Origin of the sequence: Desulfobacter postgatei 2ac9, assembly GCF_000233695.2 — a bacterium.
Taxonomy (GTDB): Bacteria; Desulfobacterota; Desulfobacteria; order Desulfobacterales; family Desulfobacteraceae; genus Desulfobacter; species Desulfobacter postgatei.
In genome coordinates this window covers 1184397-1205029 of sequence record NZ_CM001488.1, presented here as the reverse complement: position 1 = coordinate 1205029, position 20633 = coordinate 1184397, and the positions used below count along the sequence as shown (strand labels likewise).

The window sequence follows — 20633 nt, the reverse complement described above, 5'->3', positions numbered from 1 at the left end:
AAGAAATAGGCCGTCGAACTTGCGCCTTGAATTATGGGCAGACAACCTTATTATAAATAATTATGACTTATCACAATGACGCCACCGGGCCTGACCCGAAAAAAATAGAAAAAGAGCTTGGGGAATTTTTGAACAAAAAATTTGGTGGCAGTGTTAAAATTTTGACACCTTCCATCCAGCCCCAACAGGAAATTATTACCGGCACAACACCTAAGTCGGGGAAAAAAAAGCTGATTGATTTCGATATCAAGCCTTCGGAACTGATCAGCTACCTTGACCAGTATGTTGTTCGACAGGACAAGGCTAAATCTGTTCTTGCCACAAAAATCTGCACCCATTTCAACCGAATCCGACATCAGGAAACCATGAACACGGAACCGTTCAAGATCACGGGTAATATCAAAAGCAATATCCTGTTACTCGGTCCCACCGGTATTGGAAAAACCTATCTGATCAAGCTTATCGCCAAAAAAATCGGGGTGCCTTTTGTCAAAGCGGATGCAACCAAATTTTCCGAAACCGGTTATGTGGGCGGGGATGTGGAGGATCTGATCAGGGATCTGGTTAAAGAGGCCAAGGATGACATTGAGCTTGCGGAGTGTGGTATTGTCTATATAGATGAAGTGGACAAGATTGCTGCCAGCCCCAATGTCATAGGCGCCCAGATATCCCGGACAGGAGTTCAACGGGCACTGCTCAAACCTATGGAAGAGACCGAGGTCGATTTAAAGGTACCCCATGATCCCGTATCCATGATGCAGGAGCTTGAGGCATTCCAGAGAACTGGAAAACGTACGGCCAGACGGGTGAATACGGCCAATATTCTGTTCATTCTGTCAGGCGCGTTTTCAGGACTGACAGATGTGGTGAAAAAGCGATTAAGCAAGCAGGCCATCGGATTCAGCGCATCGCTGACCCACGCCAGAAAAGAAAATGAACTTTTAAAGGCAACCCGGTCAGAGGATTTGGTGGAATATGGATTTGAGTCCGAATTTATCGGCAGGATACCCGTGCGCTGTGTGCTGGATGAACTGACCCAGAAAGATCTTTACGACATCCTGAAAATGCCTAATAATCCCGTAATTTTAAGCAAACGCCTTGATTTTAAATCATACGGGATTGATGTGGTATTCACCGACGAGGCGTTAGAAGAGCTCGCATCAAGGGCGAACAAAGAAAATACCGGGGCCCGGGGGCTTGTCTCCGTAGTTGAAGAAGCCCTGCTACCCTTCGAAGAAAAACTGCCTTCCCAATCCGTCGGTCAGTTCGCCATTACCAAACAGGTGCTGATCACCCCGGAACTAATTTTAAACGATCTTATCCAGGGCAATGATAAGGAACGATACGAGGCAGAATACAACCATGCCCTGGCCCTTTTTTCGGATTACATCAATGACTATATAACAAAAAACTGGAAGATATTTTCCATCCGTCACGGGCTGACCTTAACACAGATTCGCACAAAAATGCTGGCACAGTATTACACGGCTCATGTCATGGAAATTGAAGATGCGGTTAAACAGGTCAAAAAATTCTATGACAACGTAAAAGAAATGGAACTGGAAATTTCCAGGAACTATGCTTTAAATGTCGTGTTTGAAGAAGATGCAGCCGATTTTCTCATCCAGCAGTTCATAGAGCACAATGCCAGCACGGATGAAATCCTTTCAAAAATTTACACGGATTTTTTTGACGGCCTTAACCTGATTCGGGAGAAAACCGGGAAAGCAAGATTTTTCCTGTGCAAAGAAGCATTAACCGACCACGAAAATTACCTCAACGACCTTATCAGAAAAGAGATAAAATGATTGGAATTTCAAAACTTTACTGCGCCACTGTGGAACCCTCGGATACGTTACGTTATTCAAGGCATTCAAGCAAACTACCCTCCCATTTGCTTCAGTTCTCCAAGGACAAAAAGCCGGTGGTAGTCTGGAATATGACCCGGCGGTGCAACCTGAAATGCGTTCACTGCTATGCCAAGTCTGAAAATCTTGTCTATGACAATGAACTGACTCACGAACAAAGTATTGCCATGATGGATGACCTGGCAGAATTTGGGGTGCCGGTACTGCTTTTCTCCGGCGGGGAGCCGCTGATGCATCCACGCCTTGTGGAATATGCCCAGTATGCCGTATCCAAGGGCATGCGGGCCGTCATCTCCACCAACGGCACCCTGATCACCAAAGAAAAAGCAAAGCAGCTCAAAGAGGTGGGACTCTCCTATGTGGGGATCAGCCTGGACGGACTTGAAGCCACCCATGATATGTTCAGAGGCGTTCCCGGTGCCTATCAAAAGGCATTGCAGGCCGTTGACAACTGCCAGGAAGCCGGGATTAAGGTCGGACTTCGTTTCACCATGAATAAAAGAAACGTAAAGGACATCCCCGGTATTTTTGACCTGCTGGAAGAAAAAAATATTCCCAGGGCTTGTTTCTACCATCTGGTCTACTCGGGCCGCGGCCAGGAAATTGCCAAGGAGGATTTAAGCCACGAGGAGACCCGCGAAGTGCTTGACCTGATCATGGACCGCACCAGGGATCTTCACGATCGCAACAAACCCAAGGAGATCCTCACCGTGGACAACCATGCAGATGGTCCATACCTCTACCAACGGCTGCTCAAAGAAGACCCCGAGCGGGCAGCCGAAGTACTTGAACTGCTTGAGATGAACGAAGGCAACAACTCGGGTCGAGGCATCGGCTGCATCTCCTGGGATGGTGAAGTCCATCCGGATCAGTTCTGGCGGGAGATCAGTTTCGGCAACATCAAAGAGAGACCCTTCAGCGAAATATGGACAGATCCTGAAAACGAATTTTTGATGAAAATGAAAGAAAAGAAAAAACACGTAAAAGGCCGTTGTTCAGAGTGCCGGTGGCTGGATATCTGTGCCGGAAATTTCAGGGCCAGGGCTGAATCCGTTGCCAATGATCCCTGGGATTCTGATCCTGCGTGTTATCTTACGGATGAAGAGATCAAAAAGGAGAATGTATAATGCTGTTTCCCGAATACAGGGGCAGACGGCTTCGGGCCACGGACAATTTCAGACGGATGATCAGGGAAACAAAGCTTTCCAGAGACGATCTGATTCTTCCCCTTTTTGCCGTTGAAGGCAAATCCGTTAAAAAGCCCATCAATTCCATGCCCGGGCAGTTCCAGCTCTCTATCGACCATATTGTCACCATGGCAAAGCAAGCCAAAGATGCGGGCATTCCAGGCATCATGCTGTTCGGGATTCCCCATAAAAAAGATTGCCTTGCCACCCAGGCCTATGCCCATGACGGCATCGTTCAAAAAGCCGTCTCAGCCGTCAAAGAACAGGTACCGGATCTTACGGTGATCACCGATGTCTGCCTGTGTGAATACACGGACCACGGTCACTGCGGCATGGTTATGGATGACGGGACCATTGACAATGATTCCACCCTGGATCTGCTTGCAAAAACGGCCCTGTCCCATGTGCAGGCAGGCGCCGACATGGTAGCCCCTTCCGATATGATGGACGGTCGTGTGGCTGAAATCAGAGGCACCCTGGATGACGAGGGCTTTTCCCATGTGCCCATCATGTCCTATGCCGTAAAATACGCATCTGCCTTTTACGGCCCTTTCAGGGAAGCTGCCGAATCCGCACCCAAATTTGGGAACCGCAAAACCTACCAGATGGATCCGGCCAACGCCCTTGAAGCCATCAGGGAAGCCACCATGGACATCGAGGAAGGTGCGGACATCATCATGGTAAAACCGGCACTCTCCTACCTGGATATCATTTACAGGGTCAGGGAAGAAATTGATCTGCCTGTGGCTGCATACAACGTATCGGGTGAATATTCCATCATCAAAGCGGCTGAAATGATGGGATGGGTGGACGGCAAAGCCATGATCATGGAGACCCTGTTATCAATCAAACGAGCCGGAGCCGACATCATCATGACCTACTCGGCCATTGATGTGGCAAGGGAGCTGAACAACTGATGGCGCATCCCCACAAAACACACCCCCCGGGACATGGTGCTCCCCACGCCGCCGGTAAAAACAATACCCTGCGACTTGTGGCCTGGGAGACAACCCGTCGGTGTAATCTGACCTGCAAACATTGCCGGGCTGCTGCAGAAGATCATGTATACGACAACGAACTTACCACCGAAGAGTCTTTCAAACTTCTTGACCAGATCAGAGAGGTGGGGCAACCCATCATTATTCTCACCGGCGGCGAACCGCTGCTCAGGGATGATATCTTTGATATTGCCGCCTATGGAGACAAAATCGGCCTTCGCATGGTCATGGCTCCCAACGGCACCCTGCTCAATGAAGACAATGTGAAACGTCTTATCAAAAGCGGCATCAAGCGCATTTCCGTGAGTCTGGACGGCTCGACAGCGGCCTCCCATGATGCGTTCAGGGGTCTTGACGGGGCTTTTGACAGGGCAGTAAACGGCATAAAAACCGCAAAGGCTGCCGGACTGGAATTTCAGATCAATACCGTTATTACAAAAACCAATCTTAATGAAATTCCTGCCATCCTTGCCCTGGCAGAATCGTTGGGGGCGGCGGCCCACCACATTTTCCTTCTGGTACCCACGGGCCGAGGGAAATACATTGTGGATACGGCCATTGATGCAAAGGAGTACGAAGAAACCCTCAACTGGTTCTACGACCAGCGGGAGAAAACATCTTTGCAGCTTAAAGCGACCTGCGCCCCTCACTATTACCGGATTTTGCGCCAGCGCGCCAAGGCCGAGGGCAAAAAAGTCAGCTTTGAAACCCATGGGCTTGATGCAGTCACAAGGGGCTGTCTTGCAGGGACTGGATTCTGCTTTATCTCCCATGTGGGCCGGGTACAGACCTGCGGTTTTTTAGACGTCACCTGCGGAGACATAAAAACCACGCATTTCAAGGATGTGTGGGAAAATTCAGAAGTGTTTAACAAATTGCGGGATTTCAACAATCTTGAACCCAAATGCGGCATCTGCGAATACAAACAGGTGTGCGGCGGATGCCGGGCCAGGGCATACGAGGCTACCGGCAATTACCTGGCCCAGGAACCCTTGTGCACATATCAGCCGGCCCGACATTAGACAGCGTAAGGGACTCGGATAAATCGGCAATAAATATGGGGGGATTTTATCCGAGTCCTATGCTTTAGTTCTATATCTTCAGCATTTATTTTTTCCCAAACAACTTAAACGCTTGTGGCGCTAACAGACCGTGTCAAAACAGGTTGTGTGGTAACGGTATGGGTATGGGTATGGGTATCACTAATCGTTCATGAGATGGGGGATCGTGCCTAAATCTTCTATGTCGTGGTGGCGGTGGATGGTGCCTAAATCGTTGTCTATGTCGATGTGGTGGGCCGTACATGAATCCTCTATGTGGCGGCGGACAGTTCATGAATCGTTTATCCCACGGTGGGGGCGGACCATGCCGAAATCCTTCATGCCTCGACGATGGATGTGCAGAGCTAATGGTTGGGAAAATCAAACAAGTCAAGATTATAACGACAAAATAGATTGATTTTGTTTTTTTCATTCTTTTCTCCTTTAATACAGAATTATAACCTGCCGGCAGCAAATCAATTGTTTGCTGCATCAAGCCAATATCAGACAATTCAAATGGCATACCAAAGACGATAACATTATGATTTCAAAGATTTTTTTAAAAAACACCCTTTTAATACACAAAGATCAGTTACAAAAAATGCATTTAACATTACAAAATGTTACTGCTCGTAACCCAGTGCTGTCCGGTTAATTTTTACATGGTACAGGCCAGGAAAGTCTGATCATAGCCTTTGTTTGACAACATTTTGTACGCCAATATCATCATAGGCTCATGTTGCGTTTCAAGGTCTTATTTGACCAAAAGTTCGACAAGCGAATGGAGCAAGCCCTTTGCTCGCTTGCCCAAATGTTGTTTTTTGTGCTTGTTTAGTGAAATTTTAATAGATTGGTGCAAGAATTGTATATGAAATTTTAGATAATTGAGCCTATTTTATAATAATTTTGTCTCCCTGATGCGCACTGTGTTGGCAGTCCGGTAATATCAAGTCTATTCCTGGGATTGCAAGGCGTTGAGCCGGAGCGTTAAAGGCCGGTCTTCTTCCATCTCTTTGGAAAACCCGATGGCCCCCGGATTTCTGAACTGATCAGGACAAGCACAGGCTGCCACCCAATCCTCCCTTACAGCCTTGAACACCTTAAAGGCGTTGGATTCCAGATCAACAAGGCTCTTTTCCATGACCAGTTCCAGGCGTCCTTTGCGTTCCTCAAGGTGCATGAGCCGGGCAATGGGTATACCTGCCGGCTGCCACTGGTGAAAGTCTTTTTCTAAATTGATAATGGCCGCCATCTGACCTGTGGCCCCGCCTGTAATCAGATGAAAGGCCGTAAGTCCTAAATTGTACGCATAACAGCAGTCAAAATAGGTTGGATCGGTGCCCCGGCCGTCATACCCGTAAAAATGGGTCTGGATATTAAAATCAGCCTGGGATTTTCTAAATATATTTACAAGGACCGCAGGTATCTGTTCTTCGTCATCCAGCATGCCGGCATGGACCAGGGCAATCTTCAAGGTTTTAAGGGAGATAATATCCGGCTTGACCAGCACGTATTTATCCTGAGGGTTTTTAAACAATGCCGGGGCAAACAGGTCCGGATCCATGCCCGCATCATCCATAAGCGAAACATAATCATCCCGGAGAATACCTACTTTGTAAAGCCCCTGCTCTCTGAGCACGTCAAGATACTCTTTGACCATGTCCATGATGATCTTCTCGGTTTTAACCTGGGAGAACTGGAAATTGCCGTGAAGATCCCTTTCCACCAGAAGCCCTTCCCTAAAAAATCCGGGCAGCTGGTTGAACAACTCATCGTCCCGGATATTCCATATGGGAAACCGCCCCTTGTCCATCATCCCCTGGGATATCCTGCGCAAATAATCCAATTTTTCGTTCAGGGTGGAAAATGTTCTGTGAAAATCCAGGTCATGGATTCTATTATAATCCGCAATGATTTTATTGAGTTTTGTGATGAACACCTGGATCTCGTTGATAAATTCCAGAATGCCTTCCGGAATGATCATCAACCCGTAATTTTTGCCGAATGCCGCCCGCCGGACAATAATATCACAAATGACCCGGGATAGATGGCGCAGGGTCATCCCGTAGGCGTTATAATCCATCTGCCCCCCCTGGCCCAGGGATTTGACCATACGGTCCTGGTCCACATAATCTGCTAACTCTTCGCCGATCAAAGCGATATTCACATGGGTTTGAAGGGCTGTCTCCAGCGTAAGATGGCTTGCCACCCGCCCCATAACCTTGCACACATGCCAGTATTTAATATCGGAACTGCCGTCATTGGCCAGATTGGCAATATTTTGTGCAAAGGCCCGGGCCGCAGAATGAAAGCCAAAGGAGGTGGCGCACAACACCTTGCCCTCTTCTGTTTTTACCTGGATATCGCCGTCAATGGTTTTGGGGATGCCGATAACCTTGATCCCGGAAGATTTAAAATGCTGGGCCAGGAAGGCGGCGTTGGTATTGGAATCATCCCCGCCAATGATGACCAATGCATCAAGATTCAATCCCTTGCATACGGTCAATGCCAATTCCATTTTGCTGCCGGAATCAATTTTGGTCCGCCCGGTTTTAATCATGTTAAAACCACCCATGTTCCGGTGGGTGTCCACCAGTTCCGGGGTGATCTCAATGTACCGGTTTTCAAGCAGTCCTTCAGGCCCTTTAATAAACCCGAACATCTTTGACGCACTGTTGAAACGTTTCATCTCGTCAAAAAGGCCTGCAATTACATTATGCCCACCCGGAGCCGGGCCGCCGGAAAAAACAACACCGATGTGTCGCGGCTTTGAAAACTTTGCCTTTGCATTTTCATCGGGGTTAGGCTCTGTAATCACCTGCTGTACGGGGTTGTTGATAATTCCGGGCAGCATACGTTCGGCCTCGGTATCTTTCAAAAAACGGTATTCATTCATTGTCTGAAGAGATGTAAGTGATCCATTGAATATCTCTATTTTTTCAGGAGAAAACCGTCTTCGTGCTACATTTTCCATGCTTTCCTCATTCATGGTTTGAAGCGCTTTCGCCCGCACGTCGGAGGGGATCTTCAGGGTATTTTCGTCCATTATTACTCCAAAATTTTTAGTGTTTGAACACAACGTCACCCATCTGCGCCTTCCATCTGGGCAACTTTTCGTCCAAACACGGGTTTTGCGTTCAGGCGCTATCTACTGTGTCATAACCTGATTTCGACCATTTTCCTTTGCCTTGTATACAGCCATATCCGCCCGTTCAAATAAATCCTTTGATGACTTATCCCCCTCCTTGATGCAGGAAACACCAATGCTGACCGTAACCCGAACCGTCTCCTCTTTGTACAGGAATTCAATTTTTTCTATGGTCTGGCGAATTTTCTCCGCAACCTGTGTTGCGCCTTCCCTATTCGTCTCCGGCATAATGAGGACAAACTCTTCACCGCCATACCGGGCAAGCATATCACTTTTTCTTAATAACGGCCGGGTCCGTTTTATAATTTCCTGCAGGCACCTGTCACCAATGGCGTGTCCATAGGTATCATTAATATTTTTAAACTTATCCACGTCAATAATCAAAAGGGAAAAAATATTTTTATACCGGAGAAACCGGTCCATCTCCTCTTCAATTTTCTTGTCATAGGCCCTGCGGTTTTTGGCTCCGGTCAGTTGGTCCTCGTTGAGTTTTTTCTCCAACTCTTCGGAATATTTTGTGGCAACCTGCAATTCCTGCTTGAGTTTGGCAAATCCGGAGGCAAAGGAGGTCTTGCTTTTTTCAGCCAAACGACTGATGGCCTGGTCCACTTTCTGCTTTTTCTGCAATGCCTTCTCAATGGAAGCAAGCCCCGTGGAAATCTTTGCCCGCAAATCATCTAAACTTTCAGCCACATCAAAGGATTTTTTGATCCCGGCCATTTCGTTATTTAAGATGGATCCAAACCCCTGATTTGAAGAAAGCAGAGAGCTTGTGTGCTCATAGGAAGAGGCCAGCCTCTTTTCAATTTCAAAAATTCTTGCCACAATATCTCTGATAAAAGCATTAACCTTTTCCCGATCCTGACTGGTTTCTGAAATATAATTAAAAATAAGGGAAAAAATATTTTCTCGAACTTCTTCAAAAGCTTGTATGTCGCCTATCTTAAGCAGGTTTGAGGTAATTAATTCAAGCTTTCTGGTATATTTTTTATCAAGATTGGATTTCAGATGATTCACCACATTCTGGTAACTGTCCCTGAGATTGTTCAGCATCTGATCTTCGGATGAATTTTTTCGAAAAGTGGAAAAAAACCCCCTCTTTTTTTTGGGGGCGGCAGGGCCCATATCTTCCTGGATCATGGCGGTTTTGATCTGATTAAAAATGTATTCGATCTTGGCCGGGGAGGCCTTTTTCCGCATGGCCGCACCCAACTGAATGCAGGCATCACCCAATGCCGTTCCCTCCTCGGAAAGCACATCTAAAATAATGGGGAAATACCGTCTGTAAAGACTGTCAAGATTGCCATACTGCGCCTCCACTGCATCCAGTTCCTTGAGCAGGTGATCCTTCTGGGATCTCAATTTAATGATTTCGGCTTGTAACTGGTCTATTTTATCATCACGTTGTTCGGCCATAATGTATTCCCAAATTTAAACCACTTGTAATGGTTGATTACTTTTAACCAGTGAAGCAAAGAAAGTAAAGTTAATTTAGCAGATCCAAAGCTTGATTGCGGCTGCTAAAAATTGTACAAGAAGGCACATATTAACCCAGATTTTAACCGATTTGCAAATCAGGATTTGAAATTTAGTAGATTAAGGCGAATGATCAAAATCCAAAATAAGGAGAAACAAGGGTGGTATTCAGCTTTTTTAAGAAGAAAACGAAAACCCCTGAGACTGAAGCCGTTTCAGAAGAAAACAGAGCCGAACAAGAGCCACTTTCACCGGAACCTTCTTTGCAACCGGAAGTCGAACCAGATTTGCCGTTAGATGAATCTGAGAAGGTAACGGAATTTGTCCAGGAAAAACCTGCCATCAAAGAGGGTTCAGGACTGTTCTCAAAACTTAAATCCGGTCTGGCCAAAACCCGGACCGTTTTGAATACGGATATCACAGAACTGTTCTCCTCGGCCAAAGCCATAAATGACGATCTGTTTGATACCCTCGAAGAACATTTGATCACCTCTGATCTCGGTATTGATATCACCATGGACATGATGGAGCGGATCAAGAAAAAAAGCCGCGGTCTGTCCACGGGAGATGAGCTTCGCCAGGTGCTCAAAGACGAGTTGCTCACCCTTTTTCACGAACCGCCCCCCCCTGCCCCATCCGGGCCGAAGCCCTATGTCATCATGATGGTGGGTGTTAACGGAACCGGCAAAACCACCACGCTTGGCAAACTGGCCATGAAATATAACGCCGAAGGAAAAAAAGTATTGATTGCAGCGGCAGATACGTTCCGGGCAGCAGCCATTGAGCAGGTTGAAATATGGGCACGGCGCGCAGGGGCGGACATTGTTCGGCACAAGGAAGGTGCGGACCCTGCCGCTGTTGCCTACGATGCCGTTGAAGCAGCCATGGCAAGGGGCGTTGATGTGGTGCTCATTGACACCGCAGGCAGGCTGCACACCCAGAAAAATCTCATGGAAGAGTTAAAGAAGATCAAGCGATCCGTGGATAAAAAATACAAAGGTGCACCCCACGATGTAATGATGGTCATAGACGCCACCACCGGCCAGAATGCTCTGTCCCAGGCGAAAATTTTCCACAAGGCCGTGGGGCTTACCCAAATGAGTGTCACCAAACTGGACGGCACGGCAAAGGGGGGGATTGTAGCGGCGGTCTCATCCACCATGGAGCTGCCCATTGCCTATATCGGTGTGGGGGAGGCCATAGAAGATCTGCAGGAATTTGATGCAAAACGATTTGTCAATGCGCTGTTCGACGACTAAAAGTTGTTTCCGAAAAACGGCCCATTCAAAGCTCCCCAGAATTTCAATCGCCTGGGGCTCTATTCCCAGAGCGTCTAAAATATTAATCCCCGCGGCCAATCAACTCTATAAGCCTGGCTTCATCCCAGACAGTGATGCCAAGCGCCTCGGCTTTGGTCAGTTTGGAACCGGCCTTACTGCCGGCAATAACAATATCGGTTTTCTTTGAAACCGAACCCGTCACCTTTGCGCCTAAGGCCAGAAGCTTTGCCTTGGCCTGATCTCTTGTCATCGCTTCAAAACTGCCTGTGAGCACAATACTTTTTCCGTTGAACGGATTATCTTTTTCATCGCCCTCACCATAAAGGTCATTTGTAATGCAGACGCCTGCATCAAGCAGCTTTTTAACCGTTTTGATGTTCTCTTCAATGGAAAAAAATCCGGTTACAGCCCCGGCGGTGGTCTCCCCCATGCCGTGGATGGCGCTGATGGTCTGTATTTCTGCGGTCATCAACGCGTCAAGGTCCGCAAATTTTTGAGCCAGAAGCCGGGCAGCATGCTCGCCGGTGTGGTCAATGCCCAACGCAAAGATAAACCGTGCAAAGGAAATTGTTTTGGACTGTTCAATGGCAGCGATGATATTGTCGGCAGATTTTAAGCCCATGCGTTCAAGCCCGGCCAGGGTCTCCCGGTCCAGATGAAAAAGATCGGCAAAGGAATTTACAAGCTTTTGGTCCACAAGCTGTTCCACCAATTTTTTGCCAAGCCCGTCCATATCAAAGGCTTTTTTGGATACAAAATGGCGGATGCGCTCCTTGATCTGGGCGCTGCACCCGGCATTGATACATTTAACGGCAGCCTCGCCCTCAAGGCGTCTTACCCTGGAACCGCAAACCGGACAGGTGTCGGGCATGGTAAACACCCGCTCTTGCCCGGTCCTGGCTTCAGGGATAATTTTTACCACCTTGGGGATCACGTCCCCTGCCCTTGTGATCAATGCGGTATCATTGATGCGGATATCTTTTCGTTCAATCTCATCGGCATTGTGCAGGGTAGCCCTGGAAACCGTGACGCCGCCGATATTCACCGGCGCAAGTTCGGCCACAGGGGTCAGGGTTCCGGTGCGGCCCACCTGGACCGTGATGTCGAGTATTTTGCTGGTCTTTTCCATGGCCGGAAATTTATAGGCAATAGCCCACCTGGGACTCTTTATTTTTTCACCCAGGAGCTGCTGGATTAAAATATCATCCACTTTAATCACCATGCCGTCAATATCATAGGCCAATTCCGGACGAAGGGTTTCCAGAAAATTGAAATTTTCCAGCACCTGTTGGATTGAAATCCCTTTTTTAATAAGCGGACTCACCGGGAATCCCAGATCAGAGAGGCATTCAAGCATCAACGCCTGGGTGGAAAAGACAAGACCTCGCACAACACCCACACCATAGACAAATATGGTCAATGGCCGCTGGGCTGTTATCTTGGAATCGAGCTGGCGCAGGGAACCTGCGGCAGCATTGCGCGGATTGGCAAAAACCGGTTCTCCTTTATCCAGGCGGCGCTGGTTGAGCATTTCAAAATCTTTATGCCGGATGATCACCTCACCGCGCACTTCAATAAAATCCGGGACAGTCGTTTTACTGTCCATCAGGCGCAGGGGCACGGATTTGATGGTCCTGATATTTTCCGTAATCACCTCTCCGGTGTAACCGTCGCCCCGGGTGGTGGCCAACACCAGCACCCCGTTTTCATAGGTCAGTTCCACAGCCAGGCCGTCCAGCTTGGGTTCCGCCGTATAGGTCAGGGTATTGGCGCCGGAGGTTTTCAGACACCGGGCATGAAAATCCAAAATCTCCTGATCATTAAAGGCATTGTCCAGACTGAGCATAGGGACCGAGTGCGGGGCCGTGTCAAAGGCGGTTAAGGGCGGGGCTCCAATGCGCCGGGTGGGGGAATCTTCAGTGACAAGCTCAGGAAATCGGGTTTCAATGTCAATGAGCTGCCGCAGCATCATGTCATAAGTCTGGTCATCAATGACAGGGTCATCCAGCACATGATAATGGTAACTATGTTCGGTCAGTTCCCGGCGCAGCTTTTGCGCCTCCATCCGGCATGCATCAAAATCCATGGGCAAGGTTTCCTGTCAGTTCCACGGCAAGGCCACAGGCCTTTTTACGCATGGTTTTAAATCGTTTTTTGCCAAATCCCGGGTGCCAGATAGCGTCGGCGGGGGCAAGAGCGTCAGACACCACGAGCAAGGCAGCAATGGGAATTTTCCTGAACGCGGCTGCCGCAAACAGGGCCGAGCACTCCATCTCCACGCCACAGGCCCCTTTGTCCCTGTACCAGGAGACCTTTTCAGACGTTTCCCTGTAAATGGCATCCGTGGTCCAGATGGTGACGTCGGCATGAAATTTGAGCTCAGCCGCCCCAAGGGCATCCGCAAGTTTTGCGGTAAGACGGGTATCGGCATTGACCGCAGGCAGATCACCCCGCAGGTCCATATAATGCCGGGATGTACCCTCATCAACCAGGGCGGTTTCCACCACCACCAGATCACCCGGAGCAAAATCCGGGGAAAGGCCGCCACACCAGCCAAGGACAACAACGGCTTTTGCCCCCTTTGCAATCAACGCTTCCAGCAGCATTACCCCGTAGGGCGCCCCGATATAGGGCCCTGCCACACTCATACCCAAAGGATCATCTTCTTTAACCAGCAGACTGCTGTTGAAAAAAGCGCGGGACCGCCACTTGCCAAATCCCTGACGAATCAATGCCATGTCCGGGTCTGCGCTGACCATCAATGCGGCCGGCCCCACGGACCTTGCATTTCTCTCCCCTAACGGCGGAACAATGGATTCGCTATTCAGGTCCGACCATGTCGGATAGCTCATCTTTTACCTCGTCAATAATGTCATACAGCCACATGACATCTTCCACGGAGAGCCGTCCCGCCTTCATGGGCGCCCGGTCCGAGCCGTCTTTTTTCTTCAGGATTCTGGGACCGACCTGAAGTTTGGGTTCACCCTCACCATACTGCATAATGGAGATAATCAGTCCGGTTTCCTCATTTTTCCACTCAGCTATTTTTTTATCCTGTTCAGGATCATATCCTGCCATATTATATTGCCTCCTTTTTATTAATGAACACAAATCCCTTTGGGGTCTATGGCGGCATTCAGTACCATTGCCCCGTCAATGGGATCAAGAATTTTCTCCCACTGTGTTTTGAGCTTGTCAATATCTGTTTCTTCCCCGATGGCCCACAGACAGCCGCCGCCCCCTGCACCTGTGAATCTGGCCCCGCAACCTTCTGACTTTGCAGCGTACCACAGTTTTATACCGGTATGGTCCAGCACATCCGGGGTCATTTCACAACGAACCGCTGTTTCCTGATTCATCAACCGTGCGGCCTCTTTAAAGGAAAAAGAGCCCAAAGCCCCGGCAAACTGCCGTGTAAGACGGGTAATACGCTCAAATGCATCATAGGCCCTGCCTGATTTAAAGTCACTCACCCACCGGGCGTTGACATCCCTGGACTCATGGGGAATGCCGCAATAGGCCACAAGAAGATGGCGGTTCAATTTTTCTATTTTCTCATGTGAATCAAACACCGGGCAACGCACAAACTCAGGGCTTTTATGGCCAAAGGTCCATTCCCACAGGTTCACCCCGCCAAACGCTGCAGCCGCCTGGTCCTGGACCCCGCACAGCACCCCTGCCACGGCACCTTCCAGATAATGGGCGAGCCAGGCAATATGTTCGGGATTGATCTGTTTTTCCAAGGCAGTATAAACGGCGGCAATAATCGCCACGGCTGCACAGGAAGATCCGCCAAGGGCACTTCGTACAGGAGATTTCGATTCAATGTGCAGATGCACCCCATGGACATTAAAATACTCAAAAACCGCAAACATCAGTCCCATGGGACCGTCCCATCCTTTCTCGCCTCGACTTCGGTCAATGGTGTCAAATCCCTTGGAAGATATTTTAATCCGCCCTTGCTCCCAGGCAGATAGGTAAACATGGGTACGCATATCAAGGGCCAGATTCAGGGTCGCCGGTTTAAGGGCTGCCAGGGGCAGATAAAAGGTGGAAATATCCAGGGTGCCGCCGAAATCAATCCGGCAGGGCACGCAAACGTGTATCTGTTTTTTTTCAAGTATTGGTGCAAGATTCATATTTCAGATCTCATTTTATGTAAAAACTTCAAACTATTGAAATTGCGTCCGATATGAAACGGAATAAAGGATTCCAGCAGGGTTTCGCCCTCCTGGATGGCAACCGAAGAAAACTTGATACGGCCTGCCCGTGCCATCTCCACAGCATTAATCCAGGACAATTGTTTCAAGGTGCCCTTGGATACCCAGCAGCCCGGGGCACTGCGGCCGGATGGTCCGGGAAATTCCTGGGCACAGCTTTCACTGCCCCGGCACTGTGGACAGAGAACCCGCCCCGCTTTGAAATCAAACCAGAGCCTGGCCGAATCAACACCCTCTATACCTGTACGGCAGGCATCGCACTGGTCAAGCCCGGGAGAAAATCCGGACAACCGCATGAAGCGAATCTGGAACAGGAGGCTGATCACTTCGGTACGGATAAAACCGTCATCCACCATTTCAAGGGCCGTGTAAAGCAATTCAAAAATATCGGGCTGGGCCTTTCCCTCCTCCAGCCACTGGCTGACAATTTCCGTCCAGTAGGAGGCATAGGCCGTGTTCACCACATCATACCGGATATGGGAAAAGCCGTTTTCAAGAACTGTCTGGCACAGATTGATCATGGCCTCTCTGTTTTTTTTGGGAAAGGCGCACTGGATATGATTGACCGAAAACAGGTCCATGGCACCTGAAAACCTGCGCACGCTCTTTTTTGCATTTTTTGCCATCACACTGATCTTCCCTTTATCCCGGGTCAAAAAGGTGATGATCAGGTCATGGTCTCCATATTCAATTTTACGAAGCAATATAGCGTCCGTGCTGAAATCGTCCATATTGTTGTCAGAAGCCAAGCAGCAGCCTTGTAATCGTGAAATAGCAATAAACGCTGATAAGGTCCATGGTGGTGGTGACAAAGGGGCCTGTGGCCACGGCCGGGTCAATATTGAGCCGGTGGAAAATCAAAGGCACAGCGGTTCCCACAAAAGCAGCCACAGTCATGGAAGACAAAATTGAGCCGCCAACGACCACAGACAAAGCCCAGGAAAAGGGCTCGGCCATAAAGCTGAACTTGGCCACAGCCGCAATCAAACCGCCATAGGTTACGCCTAAGATAAACCCCACACCAAGTTCCCTTGATATTATCTTGACAAAATCCCGAATATTGACCCGGCCCGTGGCAATACCCCGGACTACGATGGTGGCGCTCTGGGTGCCGATGTTGCCCCCCATGCCCATGATGATGGGGATAAACGCGGCAAGACCGGTCAGTTGTGCCAAGGTGGATTCAAACCGTCCGATGATGAAAAAGTTGGCGATCCCGCCAAGACAGCTGGCAAACAGCCAGGGCAGACGGATCCGGGTACCTTTAAGAAGGGACTGGGTCTCAACATAATCCTCACCCACACCAGCCATTTTCAACATATCTTCGGTGGCGGTCTCGTGCAGGATGTCAATGACGTCATCCACGGTAACAATACCGATAATCCGGTTGTCATCATCCACAACCGGTATGGCCAGAAAATCATACCGGGAAACCAGACGGGCCACAACATCTCGGTCCGTATAAGGCTTGACCGATACAATATCCGTGGCCATGAACGATTTAAGCGGCTTATCAGGGGATTCCAGCACCAGCTGGCGAAGGGAACTGACCCCCACAAGCTTGCCATAGTTATCTATCACATAGATGTAGAAAGGCATCTCAACATCGAGATACTTGTTCTGCAGCGCTTCGATCACTTCCCTTGCCTTGACGTCTTCTTCCAGGGCCACGTAATCCTTAACCATGAGGCTGCCGGCAGTATCTTCCTCATAGCTCATGATCTGCTCGACATTGTAAGATTCTTCCTTTTTCATTTTGGACAGAATCTTGTCGGACAATTCCTCGTCCAGGCACCCGAGCAACTCGGCAGCATCATCCGAGGCCATGTGGTCAAAAACAGTCACCAGCTTATCAAAATCTACGATTTTAACAAACTCCACAAAGGTCTTTTCGGACAGGTGCGAAAACAGCAGACCGATATCATCTGGATTGTCGAGCAGCTTAAACAGCTTTTCCTGATTAGGGGGCGTCAGATTTTCAAAAACAATGGACAGGTCCGCCATATGGGTTTTTTTTATGATATTGAGCAGCTGCTTGTTGGCCCCCCGGCGCAACAATCTTATAATACTGGTCTCAAGTATCTGGATTTGCTCTTTTTGCATGGATAATTTTCCTATAGGCAGACAGTATCGAAAGGATTAAAGCATTATTTTAATGTGCGCGCTGTTTTTAAGATTTTCCATCCACTTGTTGAACTGAATTTCCCCGTGTTCCCGGTACAGGATATCCTGAATCTGTTTTTCCACCTCTTTCTGGACAGGCCCCTGGCTCTGTGAAATGATATCGGCCACATAAAGAATCTGGAATGAATCCCCCATATCAATGGGCTTTGTGTATTGCCCCTTGCCAACACCCTCAAGCGCCGCTTTGATTACATCGCTGAAGCTTGATATGTCAAACTCACCGAGTTCCCCACCGGAAGAGGCATTGGAGCCGATTGAATAGTTTTTGGCAACTTGTGAAAAATCAACTTCGTTTTCCAATTTCACCAGGACTGTGGAAAGATCCGTTGAATCCCTTACAATGATATTTTTTAAATAATATTTTTTCTTGTCCTTGAATTCCTGATAATGGCTCTGATAATAAGCATTTATCTCCTCATCCGTGACAACAATCTTGGCACGGACAGCCCTTGAAACGATCATGCTCTGGAGGATCTGCTCCCGGATTCTTTCACGGTATTGCGAAAGGGTCAGACCTTGGGCGGCCAAGCCGAGTTCGAGCCTTTCCTGATTAAGATTGTGCTCTTTTTTAAAATTTTCCACGGAATTGTCCACATCCGTATCATCCACGGTAATGCCCATTCGTTTTGCTTCCTGAACCACCAGGCTGTTTTCCACCAGTTGATTGAGGACCTGGGTGTACATCTGCGCCATCAGCTCTTTTTGCCGGGCCGAAGACTCCTGGGATGTCTCAATATTTTTTCGATACGGGGCCGCTGCCATGTCAAGTTGGGACAGGGTGACAATATCGTCATTTACTATGGCGACTATCCGATCAACCACCTCTTGGGCCAGACAACTTGCGGCCCAGAAAAACCCCAATATAAAAACCATTAAAATGATGTCTCGTTTTTTTCTCATACACCCGCCTTTTTTATATGAAAGTCCCAATACGTTATTAAATTATTTTCATGTTTTGTTGTGGGTTTAACCCAGGTGTTGACAGACCACGTCAGCCGCGGCTGTTATTGCTTTTCAGGGTTTATTAGAAAGGCGCTTAACACCCGCTCGTCAATGTACACAGGATAGCTGGCCTGCAACCCCTGAAACCAGTTCCCAAAGGCTTCCTGGCTTTTTTCTATCCGCAGCTTGAGCGCCAAATCTTTTTCATGCATCATTGCTGAATTATTACTGTCCTGGGTTTCGGTCTGTCCTGCAAAGCGGTCATAAAAAGCAATCATATCCTCGGGATGAATCTCCTGGGACGCCACCAGATCCTGCATGATTAATTCCTGGATGACCATATCCTTTTTTAACCTCTTTTTCCAGACAGGATATGATATGGCCCTTTCAAGGAGCATCTGGTCAAAACTGTCTTCTGGATAGTCTTTCTTAAAGTCGGCGATGGCAGCATCAAGCGCTTTGTCACTGACATCAATACCCTTGGCCGCAGCTGCAGCCAGCAGTACGGCCTGGTCAGACAGATCAGAAACAAGATCCAGAACCATGGCATTGTATTCACTGGGACTGTCTTTAATATCATAAGGGTAGTTGGCCTGCTTGACCTCCAGCTCCCGGGCAAACTCGGCCCGGCTGATTTCCACGGTGCCGGCTTTGATGATACTGCCTTTTTCTTCAACTTTTTTTTGATCCATACACCCGGACCCAATTACAATTGTAAGACCTGTGGCCATAAGCAATAACGCCCCAACAGATAAGGTATTTAACAATCCCCTTGAAAATCCATTGGCGTCTTTTATGCCGTACCAAATAGTTGCAATGCTGCTCATTTTATATTCCCATTGTCACTGACTGCCATAAGCCTGTATATTAATTTATTTTGGGAATTTTTCCTTTAAATTTTTTTTAAAAAAAAAGGAAACAAACCATGGCCCGTTTCCTTAAATTTTCGAAACTTTTAGCATTATGCCTGTTTTTTCGCAACCCCCCTCAAGCTATTGATTGTCCCTCCCCTTACGAAAACACTCTTTCTAAAAATTAATTAATCGGACAAGGGATAATGGCAGGCTGTCAGATGCCCAGGGTCATGGGAGCAGACAGAAAGCGTTGGCGCCTTTTCAAAACACAGGGATCGGGCCACAGGACAGCGGGAAGAAAATCTGCAACCCCGGGGGGGGTGTTCAGCTGATGGAATTTCACCTTGAAGCGGGGTCCTTTTTGAAGGCCGATCCGGATCGGCTACGGGCACAGCCTCCAGCAATGCCTTTGTATAGGGATGGGTCGGATGATTATAGATGTCTTGGGAGTTCGCAATTTCCATGATACGGCCCAGGTACATGACAATAATGCGGTCAGACATGTGGCGGACCACGGACAGATCATGGGAAATAAACAGGTAGGTCAGACCCAGTGCAGACTGCAGATCCAGCAACAGATTCAAAATCTTTGCCTGAACCGAAACATCCAGGGCGGAAACCGGTTCATCGCAGATAACTATCTGCGGCGTCATGCTGATGGCCCGGGCAATACCGATGCGCTGGCGCTGCCCCCCTGAAAACTCATGGGGATATTTGGTCAAAGACCCGGGGTCAAGCCCCACCTGATCCAGCAACAACTCAATCTGCATGGCCGTTTCCTGTTGTGACACCCCGTGAATGCGAAACTTTTCTTCCAGAATCTGACGCACGGTCTGCCTGGGATTTAAGGATTCAAAAGGATCCTGAAAAATCATCTGCGCCCGGGTTGAAAATGTTTTACGCATTTTCCGGGTCATGGCAGACAATGGCTTCCCATCCAGAAGAATGCGGCCCTGGGTCAAAGGATACAACCCCATGATGCACCGCCCCAACGTGCTTTTCCCGCACCCGGATTCTCCCACTATACCAAGGCTTTCTCCCTTGAAAACCGAAAAACTGATATCATCCACCGCATGAACATTACCGGTCCGGCGCATGAAAACACCCGAAGTGACCGGAAAATATTTTTTCAGGTGCTGGATATCCAGAATCGGCCGACGCATTGCTGAACACTCTGATTGTCCCATTCATCTTTTCCCGTAAAACGCTCTTTTATAAATAGTTTATACCCGAAAAATAGTTTCATAAACAACCATGGGCTGACCCGGCTTTTCACCGTGGTTCAGCCCACAACAATAATTGAAAAATCTATGTGAGATACACAGACTCTCTTATAGAAAATAAGGACAAATTTTAAGGAAATGGTAAAAAAAATGAGGACATAAAAAAAGGGTTTCTGAACAGAAACATTGTTCAAAAACCCTTTGAGAATAGTC

At 48.3% G+C, this 20633-nt stretch carries 16 protein-coding genes; 5 read left to right on the top strand and 11 right to left on the bottom strand.

The features are described from left to right. The first annotated feature begins 62 nt into the window (after nucleotides 1-62). Genes DESPODRAFT_RS05455 through ahbD form a run of 4 tightly spaced genes read left to right on the top strand, consistent with a single transcriptional unit; the run spans nucleotide 63 to nucleotide 5075 of the window. Nucleotides 63-1808, top strand: coding sequence for an AAA family ATPase (locus DESPODRAFT_RS05455; protein WP_004071980.1), 1746 nt, complete (start codon nucleotides 63-65; stop codon nucleotides 1806-1808). Further along, the gene (gene ahbC / locus DESPODRAFT_RS05450) at nucleotides 1805-2995 is read left to right on the top strand and encodes a 12,18-didecarboxysiroheme deacetylase (protein ID WP_004071978.1); all 1191 of its coding nucleotides are present in this window, start codon (nucleotides 1805-1807) and stop codon (nucleotides 2993-2995) included. The genes DESPODRAFT_RS05455 and ahbC overlap by 4 nt, the downstream gene beginning before the upstream one ends. Next, nucleotides 2995-3972: a porphobilinogen synthase gene (gene hemB / locus DESPODRAFT_RS05445; protein ID WP_004071976.1), complete on the top strand. Its 978-nt coding sequence runs from the start codon at nucleotides 2995-2997 to the stop codon at nucleotides 3970-3972. The genes ahbC and hemB overlap by 1 nt, the downstream gene beginning before the upstream one ends. Further along, nucleotides 3972-5075 carry a heme b synthase gene (ahbD, locus tag DESPODRAFT_RS05440; RefSeq protein ID WP_004071975.1) on the top strand — a complete coding sequence of 368 codons (1104 nt, stop codon included), beginning with the start codon at nucleotides 3972-3974 and terminating at the stop codon, nucleotides 5073-5075. Before hemB ends, ahbD begins: the two co-directional genes overlap by 1 nt. Nucleotides 5076-6045: 970 nt before the next feature. Here ahbD and DESPODRAFT_RS05435 read toward each other — a convergent pair. Both DESPODRAFT_RS05435 and DESPODRAFT_RS05430 read right to left on the bottom strand, forming a co-directional pair. Then, nucleotides 6046-8139 carry a 6-phosphofructokinase gene (locus DESPODRAFT_RS05435; protein WP_004071973.1) on the bottom strand — a complete coding sequence of 698 codons (2094 nt, stop codon included), beginning with the start codon at nucleotides 8137-8139 and terminating at the stop codon, nucleotides 6046-6048. A gap of 102 nt (nucleotides 8140-8241) precedes the next feature. Further along, entirely contained in the window at nucleotides 8242-9657 is a 1416-nt protein-coding gene (locus DESPODRAFT_RS05430; RefSeq protein WP_004071971.1) for a GGDEF domain-containing protein, read from the bottom strand. Nucleotides 9658-9878: 221 nt separating this feature from the next. Between DESPODRAFT_RS05430 and ftsY the strand changes: the two genes are divergently transcribed. Beyond that, entirely contained in the window at nucleotides 9879-10976 is a 1098-nt protein-coding gene (gene ftsY / locus DESPODRAFT_RS05425; protein ID WP_004071968.1) for a signal recognition particle-docking protein FtsY, read from the top strand. Between the two features lie 82 nt (nucleotides 10977-11058). Here the strand turns inward: ftsY and ligA are convergent, their stop codons facing one another. The 9 genes from ligA to DESPODRAFT_RS05380 all read right to left on the bottom strand — a co-directional run bounded on the left by ligA (nucleotide 11059) and on the right by DESPODRAFT_RS05380 (nucleotide 20384). Then, nucleotides 11059-13083 carry an NAD-dependent DNA ligase LigA gene (gene ligA / locus DESPODRAFT_RS05420; RefSeq protein WP_004071966.1) on the bottom strand — a complete coding sequence of 675 codons (2025 nt, stop codon included), beginning with the start codon at nucleotides 13081-13083 and terminating at the stop codon, nucleotides 11059-11061. Next, on the bottom strand, nucleotides 13073-13849 hold the full coding sequence (locus DESPODRAFT_RS05415) for a nucleoside phosphorylase (protein WP_004071960.1): 777 nt from the start codon (nucleotides 13847-13849) through the stop codon (nucleotides 13073-13075). The genes ligA and DESPODRAFT_RS05415 overlap by 11 nt, the downstream gene beginning before the upstream one ends. Further along, nucleotides 13818-14075, bottom strand: coding sequence for a hypothetical protein (locus DESPODRAFT_RS05410; protein ID WP_004071959.1), 258 nt, complete (start codon nucleotides 14073-14075; stop codon nucleotides 13818-13820). The genes DESPODRAFT_RS05415 and DESPODRAFT_RS05410 overlap by 32 nt, the downstream gene beginning before the upstream one ends. Nucleotides 14076-14095: 20 nt before the next feature. After that, nucleotides 14096-15136, bottom strand: coding sequence for a GHMP family kinase ATP-binding protein (locus DESPODRAFT_RS05405; RefSeq protein ID WP_004071958.1), 1041 nt, complete (start codon nucleotides 15134-15136; stop codon nucleotides 14096-14098). Further along, nucleotides 15133-15966 (bottom strand): DNA repair protein RecO, encoded by an 834-nt coding sequence (gene recO, locus DESPODRAFT_RS05400; RefSeq protein WP_004071957.1) that lies wholly within the window; start codon nucleotides 15964-15966, stop codon nucleotides 15133-15135. Before recO ends, DESPODRAFT_RS05405 begins: the two co-directional genes overlap by 4 nt. Next, entirely contained in the window at nucleotides 15956-17320 is a 1365-nt protein-coding gene (gene mgtE / locus DESPODRAFT_RS05395; protein ID WP_004071956.1) for a magnesium transporter, read from the bottom strand. The genes recO and mgtE overlap by 11 nt, the downstream gene beginning before the upstream one ends. Before the next feature lie 36 nt (nucleotides 17321-17356). Next, nucleotides 17357-18301, bottom strand: coding sequence for a SurA N-terminal domain-containing protein (locus DESPODRAFT_RS05390; protein WP_004071955.1), 945 nt, complete (start codon nucleotides 18299-18301; stop codon nucleotides 17357-17359). 104 nt (nucleotides 18302-18405) lie between these two features. Beyond that, nucleotides 18406-19170, bottom strand: a complete 765-nt coding sequence (locus DESPODRAFT_RS05385) for a SurA N-terminal domain-containing protein (RefSeq protein ID WP_004071954.1) — start codon at nucleotides 19168-19170, stop codon at nucleotides 18406-18408. A gap of 212 nt (nucleotides 19171-19382) precedes the next feature. Beyond that, complete coding sequence (locus tag DESPODRAFT_RS05380) at nucleotides 19383-20384, bottom strand: ABC transporter ATP-binding protein (protein ID WP_157488418.1); 1002 nt, start codon at nucleotides 20382-20384, stop codon at nucleotides 19383-19385. Nucleotides 20385-20633: the final 249 nt, after the last annotated feature.